This is a genomic window from Pseudomonas sp. BIGb0558 (assembly GCF_024807515.1).
GTDB lineage: Bacteria > Pseudomonadota > Gammaproteobacteria > Pseudomonadales > Pseudomonadaceae > Aquipseudomonas > Aquipseudomonas yamanorum_A.
This window is the reverse complement of the sequence record NZ_JANUEW010000005.1, coordinates 226,157-251,323: the sequence shown is the minus strand read 5'-3', so window position 1 is coordinate 251,323 and position 25,167 is coordinate 226,157. Positions and strand designations below refer to the sequence as shown.

Annotated in this window: 27 protein-coding genes; 20 read left to right on the top strand and 7 right to left on the bottom strand. The window is 60.0% G+C overall.

The window, feature by feature from the left end:
- Positions 1–19: 19 nt before the first annotated feature.
- Positions 20–637, top strand: a complete 618-nt coding sequence (locus M2400_RS10290) for an FKBP-type peptidyl-prolyl cis-trans isomerase (RefSeq protein ID WP_177043375.1) — start codon at positions 20–22, stop codon at positions 635–637.
- A gap of 147 nt (positions 638–784) precedes the next feature.
- Here the strand turns inward: M2400_RS10290 and M2400_RS10285 are convergent, their stop codons facing one another.
- The 3 genes from M2400_RS10285 to M2400_RS10275 all read right to left on the bottom strand — a co-directional run bounded on the left by M2400_RS10285 (position 785) and on the right by M2400_RS10275 (position 2,738).
- Positions 785–1,042, bottom strand: a complete 258-nt coding sequence (locus M2400_RS10285; protein ID WP_003215856.1) for a hypothetical protein — start codon at positions 1,040–1,042, stop codon at positions 785–787.
- A gap of 197 nt (positions 1,043–1,239) precedes the next feature.
- Positions 1,240–1,581: a zinc ribbon domain-containing protein YjdM gene (locus M2400_RS10280; protein WP_003215858.1), complete on the bottom strand. Its 342-nt coding sequence runs from the start codon at positions 1,579–1,581 to the stop codon at positions 1,240–1,242.
- Positions 1,582–1,769: 188 nt separating this feature from the next.
- Positions 1,770–2,738 (bottom strand): polyprenyl synthetase family protein, encoded by a 969-nt coding sequence (locus M2400_RS10275; protein ID WP_177043376.1) that lies wholly within the window; start codon positions 2,736–2,738, stop codon positions 1,770–1,772.
- Between the two features lie 239 nt (positions 2,739–2,977).
- Between M2400_RS10275 and rplU the strand changes: the two genes are divergently transcribed.
- The 5 genes from rplU to M2400_RS10250 all read left to right on the top strand — a co-directional run bounded on the left by rplU (position 2,978) and on the right by M2400_RS10250 (position 6,743).
- Positions 2,978–3,292: a 50S ribosomal protein L21 gene (rplU, locus tag M2400_RS10270; protein ID WP_003176051.1), complete on the top strand. Its 315-nt coding sequence runs from the start codon at positions 2,978–2,980 to the stop codon at positions 3,290–3,292.
- A 34-nt stretch (positions 3,293–3,326) separates the two neighbouring features.
- Positions 3,327–3,602, top strand: a complete 276-nt coding sequence (rpmA, locus tag M2400_RS10265) for a 50S ribosomal protein L27 (RefSeq protein WP_003215862.1) — start codon at positions 3,327–3,329, stop codon at positions 3,600–3,602.
- Positions 3,603–3,795: 193 nt separating this feature from the next.
- Positions 3,796–5,019 carry an Obg family GTPase CgtA gene (cgtA, locus tag M2400_RS10260; protein WP_076014014.1) on the top strand — a complete coding sequence of 408 codons (1,224 nt, stop codon included), beginning with the start codon at positions 3,796–3,798 and terminating at the stop codon, positions 5,017–5,019.
- A gap of 123 nt (positions 5,020–5,142) precedes the next feature.
- Complete coding sequence (proB, locus tag M2400_RS10255; RefSeq protein WP_259195919.1) at positions 5,143–6,261, top strand: glutamate 5-kinase; 1,119 nt, start codon at positions 5,143–5,145, stop codon at positions 6,259–6,261.
- Between the two features lie 17 nt (positions 6,262–6,278).
- Entirely contained in the window at positions 6,279–6,743 is a 465-nt protein-coding gene (locus tag M2400_RS10250) for a CreA family protein (protein ID WP_259195902.1), read from the top strand.
- 173 nt (positions 6,744–6,916) lie between these two features.
- Here the strand turns inward: M2400_RS10250 and rpsT are convergent, their stop codons facing one another.
- A complete protein-coding gene (rpsT, locus tag M2400_RS10245) occupies positions 6,917–7,195 on the bottom strand; it encodes a 30S ribosomal protein S20 (protein ID WP_003215870.1) in 279 nt (92 codons plus the stop codon).
- 254 nt (positions 7,196–7,449) lie between these two features.
- Between rpsT and murJ the strand changes: the two genes are divergently transcribed.
- From murJ to ispH, 6 genes are all read left to right on the top strand, one after another.
- Complete coding sequence (gene murJ, locus M2400_RS10240; RefSeq protein ID WP_177043378.1) at positions 7,450–8,988, top strand: murein biosynthesis integral membrane protein MurJ; 1,539 nt, start codon at positions 7,450–7,452, stop codon at positions 8,986–8,988.
- Between the two features lie 118 nt (positions 8,989–9,106).
- Positions 9,107–10,045: a bifunctional riboflavin kinase/FAD synthetase gene (ribF, locus tag M2400_RS10235; protein WP_076014011.1), complete on the top strand. Its 939-nt coding sequence runs from the start codon at positions 9,107–9,109 to the stop codon at positions 10,043–10,045.
- Positions 10,046–10,058: 13 nt separating this feature from the next.
- Positions 10,059–12,890 carry an isoleucine--tRNA ligase gene (gene ileS, locus M2400_RS10230; protein WP_177043379.1) on the top strand — a complete coding sequence of 944 codons (2,832 nt, stop codon included), beginning with the start codon at positions 10,059–10,061 and terminating at the stop codon, positions 12,888–12,890.
- Positions 12,883–13,392 carry a signal peptidase II gene (gene lspA, locus M2400_RS10225; RefSeq protein WP_010174962.1) on the top strand — a complete coding sequence of 170 codons (510 nt, stop codon included), beginning with the start codon at positions 12,883–12,885 and terminating at the stop codon, positions 13,390–13,392. Before ileS ends, lspA begins: the two co-directional genes overlap by 8 nt.
- A 7-nt stretch (positions 13,393–13,399) precedes the next feature.
- Complete coding sequence (gene fkpB / locus M2400_RS10220; protein ID WP_003215879.1) at positions 13,400–13,837, top strand: FKBP-type peptidyl-prolyl cis-trans isomerase; 438 nt, start codon at positions 13,400–13,402, stop codon at positions 13,835–13,837.
- Between the two features lie 204 nt (positions 13,838–14,041).
- Positions 14,042–14,989 (top strand): 4-hydroxy-3-methylbut-2-enyl diphosphate reductase, encoded by a 948-nt coding sequence (gene ispH / locus M2400_RS10215; RefSeq protein WP_259195899.1) that lies wholly within the window; start codon positions 14,042–14,044, stop codon positions 14,987–14,989.
- On the opposite strand, the gene M2400_RS10210 is transcribed toward ispH, so the two are convergent.
- Positions 14,943–15,524, bottom strand: a complete 582-nt coding sequence (locus M2400_RS10210; protein WP_177043380.1) for a GspH/FimT family pseudopilin — start codon at positions 15,522–15,524, stop codon at positions 14,943–14,945. The genes ispH and M2400_RS10210 overlap by 47 nt on opposite strands.
- Before the next feature lie 219 nt (positions 15,525–15,743).
- Between M2400_RS10210 and pilV the strand changes: the two genes are divergently transcribed.
- The 5 genes from pilV to thiO all read left to right on the top strand — a co-directional run bounded on the left by pilV (position 15,744) and on the right by thiO (position 19,045).
- Positions 15,744–16,220, top strand: coding sequence for a type IV pilus modification protein PilV (gene pilV / locus M2400_RS10205; protein WP_177043381.1), 477 nt, complete (start codon positions 15,744–15,746; stop codon positions 16,218–16,220).
- Positions 16,217–16,924, top strand: a complete 708-nt coding sequence (locus M2400_RS10200) for a PilW family protein (protein WP_177120528.1) — start codon at positions 16,217–16,219, stop codon at positions 16,922–16,924. The genes pilV and M2400_RS10200 overlap by 4 nt, the downstream gene beginning before the upstream one ends.
- A 7-nt stretch (positions 16,925–16,931) precedes the next feature.
- Positions 16,932–17,459 (top strand): PilX N-terminal domain-containing pilus assembly protein, encoded by a 528-nt coding sequence (locus M2400_RS10195; protein ID WP_259195918.1) that lies wholly within the window; start codon positions 16,932–16,934, stop codon positions 17,457–17,459.
- A gap of 12 nt (positions 17,460–17,471) precedes the next feature.
- Positions 17,472–17,873 carry a type IV pilin protein gene (locus tag M2400_RS10190; RefSeq protein ID WP_177043383.1) on the top strand — a complete coding sequence of 134 codons (402 nt, stop codon included), beginning with the start codon at positions 17,472–17,474 and terminating at the stop codon, positions 17,871–17,873.
- A gap of 62 nt (positions 17,874–17,935) precedes the next feature.
- A complete protein-coding gene (gene thiO, locus M2400_RS10185; RefSeq protein WP_259195898.1) occupies positions 17,936–19,045 on the top strand; it encodes a glycine oxidase ThiO in 1,110 nt (369 codons plus the stop codon).
- Here thiO and M2400_RS10180 read toward each other — a convergent pair.
- On the bottom strand, positions 19,032–19,265 hold the full coding sequence (locus M2400_RS10180) for a PP0621 family protein (protein ID WP_177043385.1): 234 nt from the start codon (positions 19,263–19,265) through the stop codon (positions 19,032–19,034). The two genes, thiO and M2400_RS10180, sit on opposite strands and share 14 nt — an antisense overlap.
- A 126-nt stretch (positions 19,266–19,391) precedes the next feature.
- The gene (locus M2400_RS10175) at positions 19,392–20,417 is read right to left on the bottom strand and encodes an outer membrane protein assembly factor BamD (protein WP_008432851.1); all 1,026 of its coding nucleotides are present in this window, start codon (positions 20,415–20,417) and stop codon (positions 19,392–19,394) included.
- A 149-nt stretch (positions 20,418–20,566) separates the two neighbouring features.
- On the opposite strand from M2400_RS10175, the gene rluD reads away from it, so the two are divergent.
- From rluD to clpB, 3 genes are all read left to right on the top strand, one after another.
- Complete coding sequence (rluD, locus tag M2400_RS10170) at positions 20,567–21,529, top strand: 23S rRNA pseudouridine(1911/1915/1917) synthase RluD (protein ID WP_003215899.1); 963 nt, start codon at positions 20,567–20,569, stop codon at positions 21,527–21,529.
- Positions 21,526–22,251 (top strand): peptidoglycan editing factor PgeF, encoded by a 726-nt coding sequence (pgeF, locus tag M2400_RS10165; RefSeq protein ID WP_259195895.1) that lies wholly within the window; start codon positions 21,526–21,528, stop codon positions 22,249–22,251. The genes rluD and pgeF overlap by 4 nt, the downstream gene beginning before the upstream one ends.
- A gap of 151 nt (positions 22,252–22,402) precedes the next feature.
- Positions 22,403–24,967 (top strand): ATP-dependent chaperone ClpB, encoded by a 2,565-nt coding sequence (gene clpB / locus M2400_RS10160; protein ID WP_169386332.1) that lies wholly within the window; start codon positions 22,403–22,405, stop codon positions 24,965–24,967.
- The last annotated feature ends 200 nt before the right edge of the window (positions 24,968–25,167 follow it).

Below are 25,167 nucleotides of genomic sequence, written 5' to 3'. Positions count from 1 at the left end.
CCTACAGCGGAGCAGTTCCATGTCCGAAGTCAACTTGTCCACCGACGAAACCCGCGTGAGCTACGGCATTGGCCGTCAGTTGGGCGACCAACTGCGCGACAACCCGCCACCGGGCGTGAGCCTGGATGCGATCCTGGCTGGCCTGACCGACGCTTTCGCCGGCAAGCCTTCCCGTGTGGACCAGGAGCAAATGGCCGCCAGCTTCAAGGTCATCCGCGAGATCATGCAAGCCGAAGCTGCTGCAAAAGCTGAAGCCGCTGCTGGCGAAGGCCTGGCTTTCCTGGCTGAAAACGCCAAGCGTGACGGCATCACCACCCTGGCTTCCGGCCTGCAATTTGAAGTGCTGACTGCAGGTAGCGGCGCCAAGCCGACCCGTGAAGACCAGGTACGTACTCACTACCATGGCACCCTGATCGACGGCACTGTGTTCGACAGCTCCTACGAGCGTGGCCAGCCTGCTGAATTCCCGGTTGGCGGCGTGATTCCTGGCTGGACCGAAGCCCTGCAACTGATGAATGCCGGCAGCAAATGGCGTCTGTACGTGCCGAGCGAACTGGCTTACGGCGCTCAAGGCGTTGGCAGCATCCCGCCGCACAGCGTTCTGGTGTTCGACGTCGAGCTGCTCGACGTTCTGTAATACCTGCTGACAGTTGCTCCTGGCTCTAGGGGGGAGCTGGCTTGCCTGCGATAGCATCACCTCGGTTTCAAGTTAAACCGAGTCGTTTGCATCGCGGGCAACCCGGCTCCCACATAGAGCCAGTGTTATTCAGGGTTTGCAGGTTGCTCATGGATGAAACTTGCCATTGAGATCCGTCACTGGGCGCAACGCCCGGGCATAGCAGAACAGAAACAGATTTCTCACCACCTCCTTCAATACCCCAGGTTCACTGGAGCTCAGGCCATTGACGTCCAGGTCGCCCTGGTCCTGCAGTTCGCTTAGCGCTTCTTCTTCCAGCACTGCGCAGACTTCCCCGGTTTCCCGATGGAGGATTCGCAGGTAAGGGTGTGGACGGTCCAGCCAGGCATCGATCAAATAAGTCATGGGAAGCATCTCCTTGATGGGTTTCAATGAGAATAATTCTTATTCAAGGAATAGCAAGTGCCTATTGGCGATTTCCGGACTTTTCTGTGTGGATATTGTTTCTGATCAAAAGGCCTGGCCTTTTGCCGCCAGTGCGGAAGTGACGCGGGGAGGGTGAAGCGCCATCCCGTGCAGGGCACGGGATGGAGGCAGCAGGTTCAGACCTTGCGGACGAACTCGGACTTGAGTTTCATCGGGCCGATACCGTCGATCTTGCAGTCGATATCGTGGTCGCCGTCACACAGGCGGATGTTCTTGACCTTGGTGCCGACCTTGACCACCAGGGACGTGCCCTTGACCTTGAGGTCCTTGATCACGGTGATGGTGTCGCCGTCCTGCAGGACGTTGCCCACAGAGTCTTTCTTCACGGATTCATCGCTGGCAGCCTCGGCTTCGCCACCGACGGCCCACTCATGGGCGCATTCCGGGCAAATCAGCTGGGCGCCGTCTTCGTAGGTGTATTCGGAATTGCATTTTGGGCAGGGTGGCAACGTGCTCACTAAAGCTCCTTTAGTTTCAGGATGGCTAAAAAGCGCACATTGTATAGGGTTTTAGCCGGGCAGGGTGCAGCAACGCCAGAGAACGCTGTGGGAGCTGGCTTGCCTGCGATTGCATCACCGCGGTGTGACAGACAAACCGAGGTGCCTGCATCGCAGGCAAGCCAGCTCCCACATGAAGCAGAGCAGAATCAGTGAGTACGGGCGACCGCAAATTCACTCAGCTCAACCAGGGCGTCCCGGTATTCGCTGGCTGGAAGGGCTTCCAGGCACTGGATGGCACGAGCGACGTAGTCACGGGCCAGTTGTGCGGTGTATTCGAGGGAGCCCGAGGCTTCCACGGCTTCGCGGATGCTTTCCAGGTCTTCGATCCCGCCTTTCTGGATCGCCTTGCGCACCAGGGCCGCCTGTTCCGGCGTGCCTTCGCGCATGGTGTAGATCAGCGGCAAGGTTGGCTTGCCCTCGGCCAGGTCGTCACCGACGTTCTTGCCCAGGGTTTCGGCGTCGCCGCGATAATCCAGCAGGTCGTCCACCAGTTGGAAGGCCACGCCCAGGTGATCGCCGAAGGTGCGCAGGGCTTCGCGCTGCTCGGGTGTCGCTTCGCACAGGGCTGCGGCACTGTGGGTCGAGGCTTCGAAGAGCATCGCGGTCTTGCCGCGAATCACTTCCATGTAGGTTTCTTCGGTGGTGCTGGCGTCGCGAACCTTCGACAGCTGCAACACTTCGCCTTCGGCGATGATGCGCGTGGCCTGTGAAAGAATCTTCATCACCGGCATCGAGCCCAGCTCGACCATCATTTCGAACGAGCGCGAGTACAGGAAGTCGCCCACCAGCACGCTCGGCGCGTTGCCCCACATCGCGTTGGCCGTCTCGCGACCGCGGCGCATGCCGGACATGTCGACCACGTCGTCGTGCAGCAAGGTGGCGGTGTGCAGGAACTCGATGGTCGCGGCCAGCAGGCGCAGGTCATCGCCTTCGCGGCCGAGGGCCTTGCCACACAGCAACACTAATAAAGGACGCAGGCGTTTACCGCCGGCCGACGTAATGTAGTCGCCAATTTTGGAGACCAGCGGCACTTTAGAAGTCAGCTGCTTCTTGATGATGCCGTCGACGGCGCTAAAATCGTCCGCCACCGCGCGGTAGAAAGCTTGGGGTTGCATCAGCGACAGTCGCTCCAGAAGGGTTGCGCGGCATGCTAGGACCCACGTCCCGTAGTGTCAAGGCGCGATAGACGGCTACTTGCAACACCTCCATAGCTTGCGTACAATCGCGCACCCTGAACTTCCTGGGCAGCACCTGCCTTACGCAATTGCATTCGGGACGTCCATCCCATGCAGCCATGCCAGCCAATACCTCTTCTTATAAAGCGCTGGGTGAGCAGGATTATCGGAGAAATACCATGTCGTACGCAGTAATTGTTACTGGTGGCAAGCAATACAAGGTCGCCCCAGGTGAATACCTGAAGATCGAGAAGCTGGAAATCGCTACTGGCGAATCCGTTACTTTTGATCGCGTTCTGTTGGTCGCCAATGGCGATGACGTGAACATCGGCGCTCCAGTTGTTGCAGGCGCTACCGTTGTGGCTGAAGTGATCTCCCAAGGTCGTCACGATAAAGTCCGCATCATCAAGTTCCGTCGTCGTAAGCACCACATGAAGCGTATGGGCCACCGCCAGTGGTACACCGAGATCAAAATCACCGGTATTCAGGCTTAATTTCAGCCTAATTCCTCACTAGGAGAATTGACTCATGGCACACAAAAAAGCTGGTGGTAGTACCCGTAACGGTCGCGACTCAGAAGCCAAACGCCTTGGCGTGAAGATGTATGGCGGCCAGGTTATCATTCCGGGCAACATCATCGTGCGTCAGCGCGGCACCCAATTCCACGCCGGTTACGGTGTTGGCATGGGTAAAGATCACACTCTGTTCGCTAAAATCGACGGCGTGATCAAGTTTGAAGTAAAAGGCGCTTTCAACCGCCGTTACGTGAGCATTGTCCCGAAGACTGAAGTCGTCGCGGCATAATTACGTAGTTGCTGGAAAAGCCCTGTCTCGCGACGGGGCTTTTTCGTTTGTGGGGTGAGTCTCTTGCAAAGCTGTTTGTGATGGGCGAAAGCAGTGGATTTGCGGTCGTTGCTTGAGGTCGCTGCGCTCATTTTTGCAAGAGTCTTATGTCTTGGTTTCTTAAGCTCGTCCGTGCGACGAGAGGCGTTTTGTTATGAAGTTTGTTGATGAAGTTTCGATCCGAGTAAAAGCTGGCGACGGCGGTAACGGTTGCATGAGTTTCCGTCGGGAAAAATTCATCGAAAACGGTGGTCCTAACGGCGGTGATGGTGGTGATGGCGGCTCGGTCTACATGATCGCCGACGAAAACCTCAACACCCTGGTGGACTACCGTTACACCCGGCACTTTGATGCCGAGCGTGGCTCCAACGGCGGCAGCACCGACTGCACCGGCAAGAAAGGCGAAGAGCTGGTGCTGCGGGTTCCGGTCGGCACCACCGTAATCGACTCCGCTACCCAGGAAATCATCGGTGACCTGACCAAGGCCGGTCAGCGCCTGCTGGTGGCTCATGGCGGCTGGCACGGTCTGGGTAACACCCGTTTCAAATCCAGTACCAACCGTGCGCCACGCCAGACCACGCCGGGCAAGCCTGGCGAGCAGCGTGACCTCAAGCTGGAAATGAAGGTGCTGGCTGACGTAGGCCTGCTGGGTCTGCCGAACGCCGGCAAGAGTACGTTCATCCGCTCGGTGTCGGCTGCCAAGCCGAAAGTCGCCGATTACCCGTTCACCACTCTGGTGCCGAACCTGGGCGTGGTCAGCGTCGATCGCTGGAAAAGCTTCGTGGTTGCGGACATTCCGGGCCTGATCGAAGGTGCTTCCGATGGCGCGGGCCTGGGGATTCGTTTCCTCAAGCACTTGTCCCGTACCCGTTTGCTGCTGCACCTCGTCGACATGGCGCCGCTGGACGACACCAGTGCGCCGGACGCCGCTGAAGTGATCGTCAGCGAGCTGACCAAGTTCAGCCCGTCCCTGGCGGAGCGTGATCGTTGGTTGGTGCTGAACAAGTGCGACCAGATCCTCGAGGAAGAGCACGAAGAGCGCGTCAAGGAGATCGTTGATCGCCTGGAATGGACCGGTCCGGTCTACGTGATCTCGGCCATTGCCAAAGAAGGCACTGAGCGCCTGACGCGTGACATCATGCGTTACCTCGAAGATCGTGCCGATCGCCTCGCGGCCGACCCTGTCTACAAGGCAGAGCTGGCCGAGCTGGATCAGCGCATCGAAGACGAAGCCCGTGCCCAGCTGCAGGCGCTGGATGACCAGCGTGCGCTGCGTCGCAGTGGCGTCAAGTCGGTCCATGATATCGGTGACGACGACTGGGACGAAGAAGACGTGGATGATGAAGATGGCCCGGAAATCATTTACGTGCGCGACTGATTCGTTGCAGTAAACTTAAGCGCCGCTCAATCGAGCGGCGTTTTGGTATCTGGAAATCGGTAGTCACGAATAACGTTATGGGCGGCGCTGGGTCGCGCGGCCCTCTATCTAAGGTTGAAGATGATGCGGAGCAAGGTGACAGGTGCGCAGCGTTGGGTCGTTAAGATCGGTAGCGCGCTGCTGACGGCGGATGGCAAAGGGCTGGATCGTGCGGCCATGAGCGTCTGGGTGGACCAGATGGTGGCCTTGCATGAGGCTGGCGTCGAGTTGGTGCTGGTGTCGTCCGGGGCGGTTGCCGCGGGCATGAGCCGTCTTGGCTGGACCGCGCGACCCAGCGCGATGCACGAGCTGCAAGCCGCTGCCGCCATTGGTCAGATGGGCCTGGTGCAGGCCTGGGAATCCAGCTTTGCCGAGTACGGTCGCCACACGGCGCAGATTCTGCTGACCCATGATGACTTGTCCGACCGCAAGCGTTACCTGAATGCCCGCAGCACCCTGCGCGCTCTGGTTGAACTCAAGGTGATCCCGGTGATCAACGAGAATGACACCGTGGTGACTGACGAAATCCGTTTCGGCGATAACGACACCTTGGCAGCCTTGGTGGCTAATCTGGTCGAGGCTGACTTGCTGGTGATCCTCACCGATCGCGACGGCATGTTCGACGCTGATCCGCGCAATAACCCGGATGCCCAGCTGATTTACGAAGCGCGTGCCGATGACCCGGCGCTGGATGCGGTAGCCGGCAGTGTCGGTGGTGCCCTGGGGCGCGGCGGCATGCAGACCAAGCTGCGTGCGGCGCGGCTGGCGGCGCGTTCCGGTGCGCACACGATCATCGTCGGTGGTCGGATCGAGCGGGTGCTGGACCGTCTCAAGGCGGGCGAGCGCATCGGTACGCTGCTGTCGCCCGAGCGCGGCATGCTGGCGGCGCGCAAGCAGTGGCTGGCGGGGCATCTTCAGACGCGCGGTACCCTGGTGCTGGATGCGGGGGCGGTGTCTGCGTTGGCTCAGGGCAACAAAAGCCTGCTGCCGGTGGGTGTAAAACTGGTCCAGGGCAGCTTCCGCCGTGGCGAGATGGTGGTGTGTGTGGCGCCTGACGGGCGTGAGATTGCCCGTGGCCTGGCTAACTACAGCGCCCTTGAGGCGCAGAAAATCATTGGGCAGTCGTCTGAGGCGATTGTCGGTCTGTTGGGTTACATGGCTGAGCCGGAGCTGGTTCACCGGGATAACCTGATTCTGGTTTAAGTAATAGGGATGTCTCGATGCGCGTAATGAAGGGATTGCTCGGTTTGCTGCTGGCGATGCCGTTGCTGGCGTCGGCCGAAGAGATTGGCCAGGTGTCGACGGTGTTCAAGTTTGTCGGCCCCAATGATCGGATCGTGGTCGAGGCCTTTGATGATCCGAAGGTGGATGGTGTGACCTGCTACCTGTCTCGCGCCAAGACGGGCGGGGTGAAGGGCGGCTTGGGTCTGGCTGAGGATCGCGCCGAGGCGTCGATTGCCTGTCGTCAGGTAGGGGCGATTCGCTTCAAGGGCGAGCTGAAGGATGGGGATGAGGTGTTCAAGGAGCGCACGTCCCTGGTGTTCAAGACCGTGCAGGTGGTGCGTTTCCTCGACAAGAAGCGCAATACCCTGGTGTATCTGGTCTACAGCGACCGCTTGATCGAAGGCAGCCCGCAGAATGCGGTGACGGCGATTCCGATCCTGCCGTGGCCTGCTGGGCAATAACCCTGCTCTATGTGGGAGCTGGCTTGCCTGCGATACAGGCACTTCGGTGTATCAGTGATACCGAGGTGATGCTATTGCGGGCAAGCCAGCTCCCACATTTGTTTTGCAGTGCCTGTAAAAACGTAGGCAATAAAAAACCGACCCTGGGGTCGGTTTTTTAACAAGCTTATCGCTTAGGCTGCAGCAGCAAGGTTCAGAGCCTTGATGTGGCCATTCAGACGACCTTTATGGCGAGCAGCTTTGTTCTTGTGGATGATGCCTTTATCGGCCATACGGTCGATAACTGGCACGGCCAGAACGTAAGCAGCTTGAGCTTTTTCAGCGTCTTTTGCGTCAATGGCTTTAACTACATTCTTGATGTAGGTACGAACCATGGAACGCAGGCTGGCGTTGTGGCTGCGACGCTTCTCAGCCTGTTTTGCACGTTTTTTGGCGGAAGGTGTGTTGGCCACCGTCGAGCTCCTCGAAAGACTTTTTAGGAAATAGCAAACAAAATAGGCCGCGAATCATGCCGATGAGTTGAAGTCTTGTCAAGGGCGGGTGATGCGAACTGCTGAGTGGTCGATCTTAAGAGGCGGGTGATTTATTTCCGGCGCTTGACCTGTAAACTCGCGAGCTTTGGCTCTGTGCTTGTTGCAGGCGCGGAGTATCGCATATGTGGGCCGTTTGTTCGCCTGCTCTTTATCTATAGGCAAAAACTCTTTCAATGAATCTGCTCAAGTCGTTGGCCGCCGTCAGCTCTATCACGATGATTTCCCGGGTTCTTGGGTTTGTGCGTGACACGCTGCTGGCGCGTATTTTTGGCGCCAGCATGGCCACGGATGCCTTCTTTATTGCCTTTAAACTGCCCAACCTGCTGCGGCGGATCTTCGCCGAGGGGGCTTTTTCCCAGGCATTCGTGCCGATTCTGGCCGAATACAAGGCCCAGCAAGGCGAGGAGGCGACCCGTACCTTTATTGCTTATGTGTCGGGTTTGCTGACGCTGGTGCTGACGCTGGTGACGATTGCCGGGATGCTCGCTGCGCCCTGGGTGATCTGGGCCACAGCCCCCGGCTTTGCCAATACGCCGGAAAAATTCGCCCTGACCACTGATCTGTTGCGGGTGACCTTTCCTTATATATTGCTGATTTCCCTGTCGTCCCTGGCCGGGGCGATCCTCAATACCTGGAACCGTTTCTCGGTGCCGGCGTTCGTGCCGACCCTGCTTAACGTCAGCATGATTATTTTTGCGCTGTTCCTGACGCCGTACTTCGATCCGCCCGTGATGGCCCTGGGCTGGGCGGTATTGGCCGGCGGCCTCGCGCAACTGCTGTACCAACTGCCGCACCTGAAGAAAATCGGCATGCTGGTGCTGCCGCGCCTGAACCTCAAGGACACGGGCGTCTGGCGGGTGATGCGCAACATGCTGCCGGCGATCCTTGGGGTTTCCGTCAGCCAGATCTCGCTGATCATCAACACGGCCTTTGCCTCGCTGCTGGTCTCGGGCTCGGTGTCGTGGATGTACTACGCCGATCGCCTGATGGAGTTGCCATCCGGCGTGCTGGGCGTTGCGCTCGGTACCATCCTGCTGCCTACGCTGTCGCGCACCTATGCCAGCAAGGACCGCCACGAGTATTCGCGGATCCTCGACTGGGGCCTGCGCCTGTGCTTCGTGCTGGTGCTGCCGTGCGCCGTGGCGCTAGGGTTGCTCGCCGAGCCACTGACGGTTGCGCTGTTCCAGTACGGCCAGTTCACCGCGTTTGACGCCTCGATGACCCAGCGTGCGTTGATCGCCTATTCCGTCGGCCTGCTGGGCATTATCGTGATCAAGGTGCTGGCTCCCGGCTTTTATGCTCAACAGAACATCCGTACCCCGGTAAAAATCGCGATCTTCACCCTTGTGGTGACGCAACTGCTCAACCTGGCGTTCATTGGCCCGCTGAAGCATGCCGGGCTTGCACTGGCAATCAGTGTCGGGGCCTGCATCAATGCCGGCCTGCTGTTTTATCAACTGCGTAAACAGAAAATGTTCCAGCCTCAGGCGGGCTGGAGTCTGTTCGCGATCAAGCTGGTGGTGGCCGTGGGGGCAATGGCCGCGGTGCTGCTGGGCCTGATGCACTTCATGCCAGCCTGGGATCAGGGCCAGATGCTGGAGCGCTTCATGCGCCTCGGTGCGTTGGTGGTCGCTGGCGTTGTGGTGTACTTCGGCATGTTGCTGCTGATGGGCTTCCGCTTGCGGGATTTCAATCGCAAGTCGCTGAGCTAGAGACTTTTCGTCGATAAAGCGGTTGTTTTATCGATTCGCGCAAATGGCCTGCGCTGTTGCCTGTCGTCCAGGGCCGGGTGTGGTTATAATCGACCACTTTATGAGCAAGAAGCGCGTTATGCAGCTGGTTCGAGGTCTCCACAACCTGCGCCCCCAGCATCGGGGCTGCGTCGCCACTATTGGCAACTTTGACGGTGTTCACCGTGGCCACCAGGCTATCCTGGCCCGCCTGCGTGAGCGTGCGGTTGAGTTGGGCGTGCCCAGCTGTGTGGTGATTTTTGAACCACAACCCCGCGAATTTTTTACTCCTGAGACGGCGCCGGCACGTCTGGCCCGCCTGCGGGACAAGCTGCAGCTGCTGGCGGAAGAGGGCGTGGACCGTGTCCTTTGCCTGGCTTTCAACCAGCGTTTGCGCAGCCTCAGTGCCGCCGAGTTCGTCGACCGCATCCTGGTGGATGGCCTGGGCGTGCAGCACCTGGAAGTCGGCGACGACTTCCGTTTCGGTTGCGACCGGGTAGGGGACTTCGATTTCCTGCAACAAGCCGGCGTCACCCAGGGTTTTACCGTCGAAGCCGCGCAAACCGTCGAACTGGACGGCCTGCGCGTGAGCAGTACCCAGGTGCGTAACGCCCTGGCCGCTGCCGACTTCGCCTTGGCCGAGCGCTTGCTCGGTCGCCCGTTCCGGATTGCCGGGCGGGTTTTGCACGGCCAGAAGCTGGCGCGCCAACTGGGCACGCCGACCGCCAACGTGCAACTCAAGCGCCGTCGTGTGCCGCTGACCGGGGTTTACCTGGTGAGTGTCGACATCGACGGCCAATCGTGGCCCGGAGTCGCCAACATAGGCGTCAGGCCCACGGTTGCAGGTGATGGCAAAGCCCACCTGGAAGTTCACCTTTTGGATTTTGCCGGTGATCTGTATGACCGGCGTTTGACGGTGGCTTTCCACCAAAAGCTGCGTGAAGAGCAGCGTTTCGCCTCCCTGGAGGCGTTGAAAACGGCGATCAATGCGGATGTCGCCGCCGCCCGTGCACTAGCCGCACCTAGCGCCCATCGCTAATGAAGAGCCTTAAATGACCGACTATAAAGCCACGCTAAACCTTCCGGACACCGCCTTCCCAATGAAGGCCGGCCTGCCACAGCGCGAACCGCAGATCCTGCAGCGCTGGGACAGTATTGGCCTGTACGGAAAGTTGCGCGAGATTGGCAAGGATCGTCCGAAATTCGTCCTGCACGACGGCCCTCCTTATGCCAACGGCACGATTCACATCGGTCATGCGCTGAACAAGATTCTCAAGGACATGATCGTGCGTTCGAAAACCCTGTCGGGTTTCGACGCGCCTTATGTTCCGGGTTGGGACTGCCACGGCCTGCCGATCGAGCACAAAGTCGAAGTGACCTACGGCAAGAACCTGGGCGCGGATAAAACCCGCGAACTGTGCCGTGCCTACGCCACCGAGCAGATCGAAGGGCAGAAGTCCGAATTCATCCGCCTGGGTGTGTTGGGCGACTGGGCCAACCCTTACAAAACCATGGACTTCAAGAACGAGGCCGGTGAAATCCGTGCCTTGGCCGAAATCGTCAAGGGCGGTTTCGTGTTCAAGGGCCTCAAGCCCGTGAACTGGTGCTTCGACTGTGGTTCGGCCCTGGCTGAAGCAGAAGTGGAATACGAAGACAAAAAGTCCTCGACCATCGACGTGGCCTTCCCGATCGCCGACGAAGCCAAGCTGGCCGAGGCTTTCGGCCTGGCGAGCCTGGCCAAGCCAGCCTCCATCGTGATCTGGACCACCACCCCGTGGACCATCCCGGCCAACCAGGCGCTGAACGTGCACCCGGAATTCACCTATGCCCTGGTGGACGTCGGTGATCGCCTGCTGGTGCTGGCTGAAGAGCTGGTCGAGTCGTGCCTGGCCCGCTACAACCTGCAAGGCTCGGTGATCGCGACCACGACCGGCTCCGCGCTGGAGCTGATCAACTTCCGTCACCCGTTCTACGACCGCCTGTCGCCAATCTACCTGGCCGAGTACGTTGAACTGGGCGCCGGCACCGGCGTGGTTCACTGCTCGCCTGCCTATGGCGTGGACGACTTCGTGATCTGCAAGCAGTACGGGCTGGTCAACGACGACATCATCAATCCAGTGCAAAGCAACGGCGTATACGCGCCGTCCCTGGAATTCTTCGGCGGCCAGTTCATCTTCAAGGCCAACCAGCCGATCATCGACAAGCTGTCGGAAGTCGGTGCGCTGCTGCACACCGAAACCATCACCCACAGCTACATGCACTGCTGGCGCCACAAGACTCCGCTGATCTACCGCGCCACCGCGCAGTGGTTCATCGGCATGGACAAAGAGCCGAACAGCGGCGAAACCCTGCGCAAGCGCGCGATCAAAGCGATCGAAGACACCAAGTTCGTTCCGGCCTGGGGCCAGGCGCGCCTGCACTCGATGATCGCCAACCGTCCGGACTGGTGCATCTCCCGTCAGCGCAACTGGGGCGTGCCGATCCCGTTCTTCCTGAACAAGGAAAGCGGCGAGCTGCACCCACGGACTGTCGAGCTGATGGAAGTGGTTGCCCAGCGCGTTGAGCAAGAGGGCATCGAAGCCTGGTTCAAACTGGACGCCGCCGAGCTGCTGGGCGACGAAGCGCCGCTGTACGACAAGATCAGCGACACCCTCGACGTCTGGTTCGACTCGGGCACCACCCACTGGCACGTCCTGCGCGGCTCGCACCCGATGGGTCACGAGACCGGCCCGCGTGCCGATCTGTACCTGGAAGGTTCCGACCAACACCGTGGCTGGTTCCACTCCTCGCTGCTCACCGGCTGCGCGATCGACGATCACGCCCCGTACCGCGAGTTGCTGACCCACGGTTTCACCGTCGACGAGAACGGTCGCAAGATGTCCAAGTCCCTGGGCAACGTGATCGCGCCGCAAAAGGTCAACGACACCCTGGGCGCCGACATCATGCGCCTGTGGGTTGCCTCTACCGATTACTCGGGCGAGATGGCCGTGTCCGAGCAGATCCTGCAGCGCAGCGCCGATGCCTACCGCCGGATCCGTAATACCGCACGCTTCATGCTGTCGAACCTGACCGGTTTCAACCCGGCCACCGACATCCTGCCGGCCGAGGAAATGCTCGCCCTGGACCGTTGGGCCGTGGACCGTACCCTGTTGCTGCAACGCGAGTTGCAGGAGCACTACGGCGAATACCGTTTCTGGAACGTCTACTCGAAGATCCACAACTTCTGCGTGCAGGAGTTGGGTGGCTTCTACCTCGACATCATCAAGGACCGCCAGTACACCACCGGCGCCAACAGCAAGGCCCGCCGTTCGGCGCAGACCGCGCTGTACCACATCTCCGAAGCGCTTGTGCGCTGGATCGCACCGATCCTGGCCTTCACCGCCGACGAACTGTGGGAATACCTGCCGGGCGAGCGTAACGAATCCGTGATGCTCAACACATGGTACGAAGGCCTGACCGAATTGCCGGCCGACTTCGAGCTGGGTCGCGAGTACTGGGAAGGCGTGATGGCGGTGAAGGTTGCCGTGAACAAGGAGCTGGAAGTGCAGCGCGCGGCGAAAGCCGTTGGCGGCAACCTGCAGGCCGAAGTCACGCTGTTTGCCGAGGAAGGCCTGACCGCTGACCTGGCCAAGCTGAGCAACGAACTGCGCTTCGTGTTGATCACGTCCACCGCCAGCCTGGCACCGTTTACCCAGGCTCCGGCGGACGCCGTGGCGACCGAAGTCCCGGGCCTCAAGCTCAAAGTGGTCAAGTCGGCCTTCCCCAAGTGCGCCCGTTGCTGGCACTGCCGTGAAGATGTCGGCGTGAACCCGGAGCATCCGGAAATCTGCGGTCGTTGCGTCGACAACATCTCTGGCGCTGGCGAGGTTCGTCACTATGCCTAAAGCCAGTCGTTTTGGACGCCTGGGCTTGCTCGTACTGAGCGTGCTGGTGCTGGTCATTGACCAGCTCAGCAAGGCTCATTTCGAAGGCGCCTTGCAGATGTACCAGCAGATCGTGGTGATTCCCGACTACTTCAGCTGGACCCTGGCCTACAACACCGGCGCTGCGTTCAGCTTCCTGGCTGACAGCTCCGGCTGGCAGCGCTGGCTGTTTGCCCTGATTGCCGTGGTGGTCAGTGCGGTGCTGGTGGTCTGGCTCAAGCGCCTGGGGCGCGATGACACCTGGCTGGCCGTCGCGTTGGCGCTGGTGCTGGGCGGTGCGCTGGGCAACCTGTACGACCGTATCGCCCTGGGCCATGTGATCGACTTCATTCTGGTGCATTGGCAGAACCGCTGGTACTTCCCGGCGTTCAATTTTGCCGACAGCGCCATCACCGTCGGTGCAATCATGCTGGCGTTGGATATGTTCAAAAGTAAGAAAACCGGAGAGACCGTTCATGACTGAACAGGTATTGGCTGAGCAACGCATCGGCCAGAACACGGAAGTCACCTTGCATTTTGCATTGCGCCTGGAGAATGGCGACACGGTCGACAGCACGTTCGACAAGGCCCCGGCGACCTTCAAGGTCGGTGACGGCAACCTGCTGCCGGGCTTCGAGGCGGCACTGTTCGGTTTCAAGGCCGGCGACAAGCGCAACCTGCAGATCCTGCCGGAAAACGCCTTTGGCCAGCCCAACCCGCAAAACGTGCAGATCATCCCGCGTTCGCAGTTCCAGGACATGGAGCTGTCGGAAGGCTTGCTGGTGATCTTCAATGATGCGGCGAATACCGAGCTGCCAGGTGTGGTGAAAGCCTTTGATGACGCGCAAGTGACCATCGACTTCAACCACCCGTTGGCCGGGAAAACCTTGACCTTTGATGTTGAAATCATCGACGTTAAAGCGCTGTAACTAACGAAACCGGCCTACTGTAGGCGCGAGGCTGTTGTGGCGAGGGAGCTTGCTCCCGTTGGAGTGCGTAGCACTCCCAAACTGTTCATCGAGATACATCTGATGTGTCTTGATTGCCCAGAGTGGGGCTGCTTCGCAGCCCAGCGGGAGCAAGCTCCCTCGCCACACAAGCCCGCTCCTACAGGGCAAGACACGAGGCACAGCATGCAAATCAAACTCGCCAACCCCCGTGGCTTCTGCGCCGGCGTGGACCGGGCGATTGAAATCGTCAACCGCGCCCTGGAAGTCTTCGGGCCGCCGATTTACGTGCGCCATGAAGTCGTCCACAACAAATTCGTGGTCGAAGACCTGCGCAGTCGCGGCGCCATCTTCGTTGAAGAGCTGGACCAGGTGCCGGACGACGTAATCGTCATCTTCAGCGCCCACGGTGTTTCCCAGGCGGTGCGTACCGAAGCTGCAGGCCGTGGCCTGAAAGTCTTCGACGCCACCTGCCCGCTGGTAACCAAGGTGCACATCGAGGTCGCGCGCTACAGCCGTGACGGTCGTGAATGCATCCTGATCGGCCACGCCGGTCACCCGGAAGTCGAAGGCACCATGGGCCAGTACGACGCCAGCAATGGCGGCGCGATCTACCTGGTAGAGGACGAAAAAGACGTCGCCGCCTTGCAGGTGTACAACCCTGAAAAGCTGGCCTTCGTTACCCAGACCACCTTGTCGATGGACGACACCAGCCGCGTCATCGATGCCTTGCGTTCGCGTTTCCCGGCCATCGGCGGGCCACGCAAGGATGACATCTGCTACGCCACGCAAAACCGCCAGGATGCGGTCAAGCAATTGGCTGACGAATGCGACGTGGTACTGGTGGTGGGCAGCCCCAACAGCTCCAACTCCAATCGGCTGCGTGAGCTGGCCGAGCGCATGGCGACTCCGGCCTACCTGATCGATGGTGCCGAAGACATGCAGCGCAGCTGGTTCGACGGTGTCGAGCGCATTGGTATCACTGCGGGTGCCTCGGCCCCGGAAGTGCTGGTGCGTGGTGTGATTCAACAATTGCAGGCCTGGGGCGCCACGGGCGCTGATGAACTGGCTGGTCGTGAAGAGAACATCACTTTCTCCATGCCCAAGGAGCTGCGGGTTCGTTCGCTGCTCTGAGTCCCAGGGTGCCGGCATAGCCCCGGCACAGCGCCTGCTCGGTCTTGTTACTGCGCAGGCTGATTCGCCCGCTGGCTGCCAGCACTATCTGATACAGGCTCAGTTGCTGGTCGGTCGCGCACACGTGGACCGTGCCAGCACTGAAGGCCCCCGCTGACAGCAGCGGCTCCCCCAAGCCGCTGAAGCGTATCTGGGTTCGCACTGGCGTATTCCCCACAATCGGTATCTGCCCACTGTCCTGGCGCTCCAGCAGTATCGGGTTGTCGTCGTCCAGATGACCGCGACCGTTCAGGTCCAGTATCACCCTCCATCCTCGGCTCCAGTCGTCGTCCAATGCATGGATGACCACCGTGCGATTGCGTGCGATGGCTTCCGTGCGGGCGTAGCGCACACCACCGGCAAGGGATTCGGCGGCGTTTTGGCGCCGTTGCGACTCCAGCAGCCCCTTGAGGCTCGGCACTGCCAGGTTGGCCAGGATGCCGCTCAGGAACAGGCCCAGTATCAGCTCGATCAGCGAGAAACCTCGTTGTTTCATGTGCCGTCCCTCCGTGGACGCGGTGTGTTTTTTCAGTCGATGCCGGATGGCAGACATAGTTATAGCGCTGGGGTTGGAACCTCGAATGATGGCCATCCTGTCCAAAGTATTTCGCTTTGTTCCGGGGTGCAGCGCTGGGCCAAGACCGACGCTAGTCTTGCGTCGCACTGCAGATTTTCTTCTGCTTTTTGACGACCTTCGACATGGATGGCGATGGTAATGAACACTTGCCCCGTAACGTTTCGACCTCAACCGGCCCAGGCCGGGATGACCCTGATCGAAGTCCTGGTGTCTGTGCTGATCCTCGCCGTTGGCCTGCTGGGGGCGGCGGTGATTCAGCTCAATGCGCTGAAGTACACCGACAGTTCCAGGATGACCAGCCAGGCCAGTTTCATTGCGTACGACATGCTTGACCGAATCCGCGCCAACTCGGGCGCCGATTACTCATGGGGGCAGAGCGAGCGCGCGCCTGCCAGTACGGCGGTCGCCAGTGTCCGTGATCTGGACCTGCACGATTTCGAAGCCAACATTGCAGGGTTTGCCGGGGAGAGCGCCAAAGGCTCGGTCGTGGTCAATCAGCGAGAGGTGACCATCAGCATCAGTTGGGACGACTCTCGCGCAGCGAAGGCTCAAGGCGCCCGGGAAACATTCACCCTGACGAGCCGGGTTGCCGTCGACTCGAGGGCGCTGCCATGAGGGGCGCGGCTCGCGGTTTCAGTCTGGTGGAGATGCTGCTGGCATTGGCGCTTGGCCTGGTGCTGATCATGGGGGTGACCCAGGTCGCGCTCAGCTCCCGAATCACTCATGCCAGCCAGAATTCAGCTTCGTTGTTGCAGGATGATGCACGCTTTGTGCTGGGCAAGCTGATTCAGGAAATACGCCTGGCGGGCATGTTTGGCTGCCTGTCCACCGCCTCAATCGGCAATGCGCCTGCGGGGTTTGATCGTCCCATCGGCTGGAGTATCACTGGCAGCTCACGGTCCCTGACGCTGGTGACCGCCGACGTCGGAGAGGGTGGCAGCAAGCCTGACTGGACAGTGCTTTCCGATTGCACCGGCGCTGCCCAAGCCTATGCAGGGAGCGGGCCTGTGCCAGCGCCCGGGCAGACCCGCTTTCCACTGCGCAGGCTGACTTACACCTTCGAGGGCGGGCAGTTGAAGTTCAGCACGCTGGCGGCCCCGAGCAAGGCCGTGCTGGTGGATAACGTGGGTGCATTCGATATCAGTTTCGGGGTGGCCGGGAAGGCGGGCTCAACGATTGTCAGCCGATACGACCCTGACCCCGCTGATGAGTCGCTGATACGTAGTGTGCGGATTCTGCTGACGCTTCAGGACCCGAAAGGATTGGTTAAAGACCAGACCTACAGCGTTGTAGCGGCGCTGCGTAATCGGCTGGAGTAGCTCGATGATGGGTTATTACCTCTCACGTTCGAGGCAGTCAGGCATGGTGTTGATGGTCGCCCTGGTATTCCTGCTGCTGTTGGCGCTAATCGGGTTGTTTTCGATGCAGGGCGCAATCTCCCAGGAAAAAATGACCGGCAGCGTTCGCCAGCGCAACCAGTCGTTTCAGTTGGCCGAAAGCGGCCTAAGGCTTGGCGAGTCTTTGGTGCAGGCGCCTGGTTTTGCCCTGCGCCGTTGTCGCTCGACTACTGCCTGTGCGCCTCCTGCCGAGTCGGTTTCCGTCGTGGGACCAGGGACGAACCCCGTGTCGACCGTGACCTGGGTCGGGATGAAGGACAGCCTTTACGGCATTCAAAACCTGGGCTCGGGGACGGGGCTGGCTCATCTGCCGGCAGAAACCCAGGCCACCCTCTATCGCGTGACGTCGGTGGGTGTCAGTGGCCACTCGCGGTCCGTCCTGGAATCTGTGTATGCGCACGTGGGCAGCGGTCCCGGTGAGCGTTTTCGACGAATCATGTGGCGACAACTTCAATAGGTGAGCAGCACGATGAGCAAGGATTGCACAGGCTTCACCCTGATCGAATTATTGATCGCCGTGGCGATCATCGGTCTCCTGGCCGGCGTCGCCTATCCCGGGTACGCCAGCCATATGAAAAAGGTCTATCGCGCGGAAATTGCCGGGTTGCTGACTGAGCAAGCCCAGTACCTTGAGCGTTATTACGCGAGGAACGGTACTTTTATTGATGCGACTGGCGTCATCGCCGGCAATGATCGCTATAGAATCACCCCTGCATTGAACCCTCAGGATTTCGTTCTGCTTGCCACGCCGGCGATTGACTCGGTGATGGCGGGCGATCCCTGTGCCGCCTTCAGCCTGAGCAGTACCGGTGCGCGAAGCAATCCGGGGGCCGCGCCTGATATGACGGGCAAGGCGTGTTGGGGGCAATGATGAGGAAGCTGGACGATTGGGCGCCGGGCGTGCCTTTTTCTTTTTATCGGCTGGATCGAACAATGGCTAAGCAACAGCAAGTAGTGGTTGTGGGTGGTGGGGTAATCGGCTTGTTGACAGCGTTCAACCTGGCGACCCAGGGGCAGGCGGTTGTGCTGCTGGATCGTTCGGCGGTCGGGCAGGAGTCTTCGTGGGCAGGTGGCGGCATTGTTTCCCCACTCTATCCGTGGCGCTATAGCCCGGCGGTGACGGCTCTGGCGCACTGGTCCCAGGACTTTTACCCGCAACTGGCAGAGCGTCTGTTTGCAGCGACTGGCGTTGATCCTGAAGTTCACACCACGGGTCTGTATTGGTTGGATCTGGACGATGAAGCAGAGGCGCTTGCCTGGGCCGCCCGCGAAGGGCGCCCGCTGAGCAAGGTGGATGTTTCAGCGGCCCATGACGCGGTGCCGGTGCTGGGCGCCGGGTTTTCCCAGGCGATCTATATGGCGGATGTGGCCAATGTGCGTAATCCGCGACTGGTCAAATCCCTCAAGGCGGCCTTGTTGGCCTTGCCAGGCGTGACGATTCACGAGCAGTGCGCGGTTGATGGGTTTATTCAGGAAGGCGGGAAGGTCGTTGGCGTGAACACGGCGTTTGGGCCGATCCGTGGTGATCAGGTAGTGCTCGCCGCCGGCGCCTGGAGCGGTGAGTTGCTCGGTAGCCTGGGGTTGGCGTTACCCGTGGAGCCGGTCAAGGGCCAGATGATCCTGTACAAGTGCGCGTCGGACTTTTTGTCGTGCATGGTCCTGGCCAAGGGCCGTTATGCGATTCCCCGGCGCGATGGGCATATTCTGATCGGCAGCACACTGGAGCATGAGGGTTTCGACAAGACGCCTACCGTTTCCGCGCTGGAAAGCCTGAAAGCCTCGGCCGTCGAGTTGATTCCGGCCCTGGCCGATGCCGAAGTGGTTGGGCATTGGGCCGGCTTGAGGCCAGGGTCGCCGGAAGGCATTCCCTATATTGGCAAAGTATCGGGGTTTGAGGGGCTGTGGCTCAACTGCGGGCATTACCGCAATGGCCTGGTGCTGGCGCCGGCGTCCTGCCAGTTGTTCGCCGATTTGTTGCTGGAGCGTCAGCCGATCATTGATCCGACACCGTACGCGCCGGCAGGCCGAATCAACGCTGGATAGCCTTCGGCCCTTGCTCCAGGTGCGCCTGGGTGCAATACCACTCCTGGCGCTGGCTCAAGGCCCGGTCCTGCGGCAGGTGAAGGCCGCAGTGGGCGCAACGCACCATCTGGATGGTGCCGGGTTCGCTGGGCCGCTGCTGTTTGGCGGCCGGGCTTTTGAATTTGCGCCAAAACCATACCGCGGCAGCAATAACGGCAATCCAGAACAGTAGACGAACCATGGTGGGCAGCTTCTCGACAAGGAATGCGCCAGTTTAGCCAAGGACGTGGCAGGCGCACAGCGCAATAATGCTGCGCAATAAAAAAGGGAGCTCCGAAGAGCTCCCTTTTTGCGTCGCGGCGAACGATCAGTCGAAGATACCGAAGGTCATGTAGCTGAACCACGAGCGGTCTTCGTTGTTGCCCAGGGCTTGAGGCCCTTGCTCTTCGATGATGTCGCCGTTTTCGTCACGGGGCTTGAGGTCCGATGGAATCGAATCCTTGGCGTCCTGGTATTGCTTGATGATGTCCTGGTTGGCGCGGGTTTCACCCGGCGGCAGCGGTGGACGGGACTCGATCAGGCCCAGGGTGTACTTGCTCAACCACGAACGGTTGTCGGCTTCGGCTACCTGAGGTACGAACTGGCCGTCCTTCAGGCTTGGGTGGTCCGGGTAGTTGAGCTTCAGGGTTTCCAGGCTGGTGGCCGCCAGGGCGTCCAGGTGCAGGCGCTGGTAAGCCTCGGTCATCACGGCCAGGCCGTCACCCACGGACGGGGTTTCCTGGAAGTTTTCCACGACATAGCGGCCACGGTTCGCAGCGGCGACATACGCCTGACGGGTCAGGTAGTAGTGGGCTACGTGGATCTCGTAGGAAGCCAGCAGGTTGCGCAGGTAGATCATGCGCTGCTTGGCGTCCGGCGCGTAGCGGCTGTTGGGGTAGCGGCTGGTCAGTTGGGCGAACTCGTTGTAGGAGTCGCGGGCAGCGCCCGGGTCACGCTTGGTCATGTCCAGCGGCAGGAAGCGCGCCAGCAGGCCGACGTCCTGGTCAAACGAAGTCAGGCCCTTGAGGTAGTAGGCGTAGTCTACGTTCGGGTGTTGCGGGTGCAGGCGGATAAAACGCTCGGCGGCGGACTTGGCAGCTTCCGGCTCGGCGTTCTTGTAGTTGGCGTAGATCAGCTCGAGCTGGGCCTGGTCGGCGTAGCGCCCGAACGGATACCGCGACTCCAGTGCCTTCAGCTTTGCCGTGGCGCTGGTGTAGCTGTGGTTGTTCAGGTCGGTCTGAGCTTGTTGGTACAGCTCGACCTCGCTCAGGTTTTCGTCGACGACTTCCTTTGTTGACGAGCAAGCAGCAGTCATGGCGAGGATGGCGATCAGCAGCAGGTGTTTCACTTGCATGGCGGCTTGCGTCCCTATGACGGCCGCTGTCTTGGGCGGGGCCGTCCTGTTATGATGAGCGCCCCTTGGAAAGCCTCGGGGCAAAAGACGCCGTATTTAACCACAAGCGCGCAGCCGAAACCAAAGGCTGTGCCACGCCTAGTCTGAGCATGTCCGATAAAATTGAACTTCGCGCAGAGGTGCCGTCCGAATTGGGCGGCCAACGCCTCGATCAAGTCGCCGCACAATTATTCGCTGAGCACTCGCGCTCGCGCCTTTCCGCCTGGATCAAAGACGGCCGCCTGACTGTGGATGGAGCGGTTATCCGCCCGCGAGACATAGTCCATGGTGGTGCGATTCTTGAGCTGACTGCCGAGCAGGAAGCCCAGGGAGAATGGATCGCCCAGGACATTGAACTGGACATCGTCTATGAAGACGACGACATCCTGGTGATCAATAAACCCGCAGGCCTGGTGGTTCACCCGGCCGCCGGGCACGCTGATGGCACGCTGCTCAATGCCTTGCTGCACCACGTGCCGGACATCATCAATGTCCCGCGCTGCGGCATCGTGCACCGCCTGGACAAGGACACCACCGGCCTTATGGTGGTGGCCAAGACCATTCAGGCGCAGACGCAGCTGGTCACACAACTGCAGAGCCGCAGTGTCAGCCGGATCTACGAATGCATCGTGATCGGCGTGGTAACCGCCGGTGGCAAAATCAATGCCCCGATCGGTCGCCACGGCCAGCAGCGCCAGCGCATGGCGGTGATGGAAGGCGGCAAGCAGGCTGTCAGCCATTACCGTGTGCTCGAACGTTTCCGCTCCCACACTCACGTGCGGGTGAAGCTGGAAACCGGTCGTACCCACCAGATTCGGGTACACATGGCGCACATCAACTTCCCGTTGGTCGGAGATCCGGCCTATGGTGGTCGCTTCCGTATTCCGCCGGCGGCCAGTGCAACCATGGTTGATTCGCTGAAAACCTTCCCGCGCCAGGCACTGCATGCACGCTTCCTGGAACTGGATCATCCGACGAGCGGTAAGCGGATGAGCTGGGAATCGCCACTTCCAGACGATTTTGTCTGGTTGTTGTCGCTGCTCAAGCAGGATCGCGAGGCGTTTATCGGATGAGTGACTGGCTGATTCCTGACTGGCCCGCGCCGGCCGGGGTGAAAGCCTGTGTTACTACCCGTGCGGGCGGCGTCAGTGTGGCGCCGTTCGACAGCCTCAATCTTGGCGATCATGTTGAGGACAATCTCGACGCCGTTCTTGAAAATCGCCGTCGCCTCACCGCTGCCTTCAATATCCAGCCGGCCTGGCTGCGTCAGGTTCACGGTGTCGTTGTGGTTGAGGCCGATCCCGGTCGGACTGCCGAAGCAGATGGCAGTTGGACCAGCACCCCTGGCATCGCCTGTACATCAATGACTGCCGATTGCCTGCCTGCGCTCTTCTGCAACCGCGCGGGCACCCGCGTTGCGGCAGCCCATGCCGGTTGGCGTGGCCTGGCTGCCGGTGTATTGGAAGCAGCGTTTGAAAGCCTGGATACCGAACCTGGCGAAGTGCTGGTCTGGCTGGGCCCTGCCATTGGTCCGCAAGCCTTTGAAGTCGGCCCGGAAGTGCGGGAAGCCTTTGTGCAGCAACTTCCGGAAACGATTGCGGCGTTTGTCCCCAGTCAGAATCCGGGCAAGTTCATGGCCGACATTTATCAGCTGGCCCGCCTACGCCTCGCAGCCCGCGGAGTCACAGCTGTGTACGGTGGCGGCTTCTGTACCGTGACCGATCCCCGTTTCTATTCCTACCGTCGCAGCCCGCGCACCGGTCGGTTTGCCTCCCTTATCTGGCTCGAACGCTAGACTCTCTTGACTTGGGTCAATCCTGACGCAAGTCAGCGATAGGCTGCTTGAATCTTGCAGAATCCACCCCATCTATAGGGGTATCTGGCAGGTTTCTTCATTCAGGATGTGTTTGTTCATAGCTCCGGCCTGCTCAAAAGGAAGGTGACTAATGCGTATTGATCGTTTAACCAGCAAATTGCAGTTGGCTTTATCTGACGCCCAATCTCTGGCGGTTGGCCTGGACCATCCGGCCATCGAGCCTGCGCACTTGATGCAAGCGCTCCTGGAGCAGCAAGGCGGTTCCATCAAACCCTTGCTGATGCAGGTGGGCTTTGACGTCAACAGCCTGCGCAAGGAGTTGAGCAAAGAGCTCGACCAACTGCCGAAAATCCAAAATCCAACTGGCGACGTGAACATGTCCCAGGACCTGGCGCGCCTGTTGAACCAGGCCGACCGCCTGGCCCAGCAGAAGGGTGACCAGTTCATCTCCAGTGAAGTAGTGTTGCTCGCCGCGATGGACGACAACAGCAAGCTCGGCAAATTGTTGCTGGGCCAGGGCGTGAGCAAGAAAGCCCTGGAAAATGCCATCAACAATTTGCGTGGCGGCGAAGCGGTAAATGACCCTAACCACGAGGAGTCGCGCCAGGCCCTGGACAAATACACCGTCGACCTGACCAAGCGCGCCGAAGAAGGCAAGCTCGATCCGGTGATCGGCCGTGACGATGAAATTCGTCGCACCATTCAGGTCCTGCAGCGCCGCACCAAGAACAACCCGGTATTGATCGGCGAGCCTGGCGTGGGTAAAACCGCGATTGCCGAAGGCCTGGCCCAGCGCATCATTAATGGCGAAGTGCCGGATGGCCTTAAAGGCAAGCGCCTGTTGTCGCTGGATATGGGGTCGCTGATTGCGGGCGCCAAATTCCGTGGCGAGTTCGAAGAACGCCTCAAGTCCCTGCTGAATGAACTGTCGAAGCAGGAAGGGCAGATCATTCTGTTTATCGACGAACTGCACACCATGGTCGGCGCCGGCAAAGGCGAAGGTTCGATGGACGCGGGCAACATGCTCAAGCCAGCACTGGCTCGTGGTGAGTTGCATTGCGTCGGTGCGACCACGCTGAATGAATATCGCCAGTACATCGAGAAGGATGCGGCCCTCGAGCGACGCTTCCAGAAAGTACTGGTGGAAGAGCCGAGCGAAGAAGACACCATCGCGATCCTGCGTGGCCTGAAAGAGCGGTACGAGGTTCACCATAAAGTCGCGATCACCGACGGCGCGATCATTGCGGCGGCGAAATTGAGCCATCGCTACATCACTGATCGTCAGTTGCCGGACAAGGCCATCGACCTGATCGACGAGGCGGCCAGCCGTATTCGGATGGAGATCGATTCGAAGCCCGAAGTCCTGGATCGTCTGGATCGGCGCCTGATTCAACTGAAAGTTGAATCCCAGGCCCTGAAGAAAGAAGAGGACGAGCCGGCGAAGAAACGCCTGGAAAAACTCCAGGAAGAAATTGTTCGCCTTGAGCGCGAGTATTCGGACCTCGAAGAAATCTGGACCTCGGAAAAAGCCGAAGTGCAGGGTTCTGCGCAGATCCAGCAAAAGATCGAGCAGTCCCGCCAGGAGTTGGAAGCGGCACGCCGTAAAGGCGACCTGAACCGCATGGCCGAGTTGCAGTACGGGGTGATCCCGGACCTGGAGCGCAGCCTGCAGATGGTCGACCAGCACGGCAAGCCTGAGAACCAATTGCTGCGCAGCAAGGTGACCGAGGAAGAAATCGCCGAAGTCGTCTCGAAGTGGACCGGTATCCCTGTGTCGAAAATGCTCGAAGGCGAGCGCGACAAGCTGTTGAAGATGGAAAGCCTGTTGCACCAGCGCGTTATCGGCCAGGAAGAGGCTGTTGTCGCGGTGTCCAACGCGGTACGGCGTTCCCGGGCCGGGTTGTCCGACCCGAACCGTCCGAGCGGCTCGTTCATGTTCCTCGGCCCGACCGGCGTGGGTAAGACCGAACTGTGCAAGGCCTTGGCCGAGTTCCTCTTTGATACCGAAGAGGCCATGGTACGGATCGATATGTCCGAGTTCATGGAGAAACATTCCGTGGCTCGCCTGATCGGAGCTCCACCAGGCTATGTAGGGTACGAGGAGGGCGGTTACCTGACCGAGGCAGTGCGGCGCAAGCCTTACTCGGTGATCCTCCTGGACGAGGTCGAGAAGGCCCACCCGGATGTGTTCAACGTGTTGCTGCAAGTGCTGGAAGATGGCCGGCTGACGGACAGCCACGGGCGTACCGTGGATTTCCGTAATACGGTGATCGTGATGACCTCCAACCTGGGCTCGGTACAGATCCAGGAACTGGTGGGTGATCGTGAAGCCCAGCGTGCAGCGGTGATGGACGCGCTGACCAGCCACTTCCGGCCGGAGTTCATCAACCGGGTCGATGAAGTGGTGATCTTCGAGCCTTTGGCTCGGGATCAGATCGCGGGCATCACCGAGATCCAGTTGGGCCGCCTGCGCAGCCGTCTGGCGGAGCGCGAGTTGTCGCTGGAGCTGAGCCGCGAGGCGTTGGACAAGCTGATCGCCGTTGGTTACGACCCGGTGTATGGCGCACGGCCGTTGAAGCGTGCTATCCAGCGCTGGATCGAGAACCCGTTGGCACAGCTGATCCTGTCGGGCAGCTTTATGCCGGGCACCAGCGTCGAGGCTACGGTGGAGAACGACGAAATCGTCTTCCACTGAGTCCAGGCTGTAGTGCTATAAGAAGAGGCCCCGCATTGCGGGGCCTTTTTTTTCGATAGGGCGTTGAACTGTAAGGCAAAGGCTTGTAAAGTGCGCCCCGCAGCAACGTCAGCCCAACGGTTTCTTCTCCCCAAGGAGAAATCAGAAAGAAGCGCAAATCCTTGTCTTAAAAGCAATTTAAAGGGTTGACAGAGGTTTTT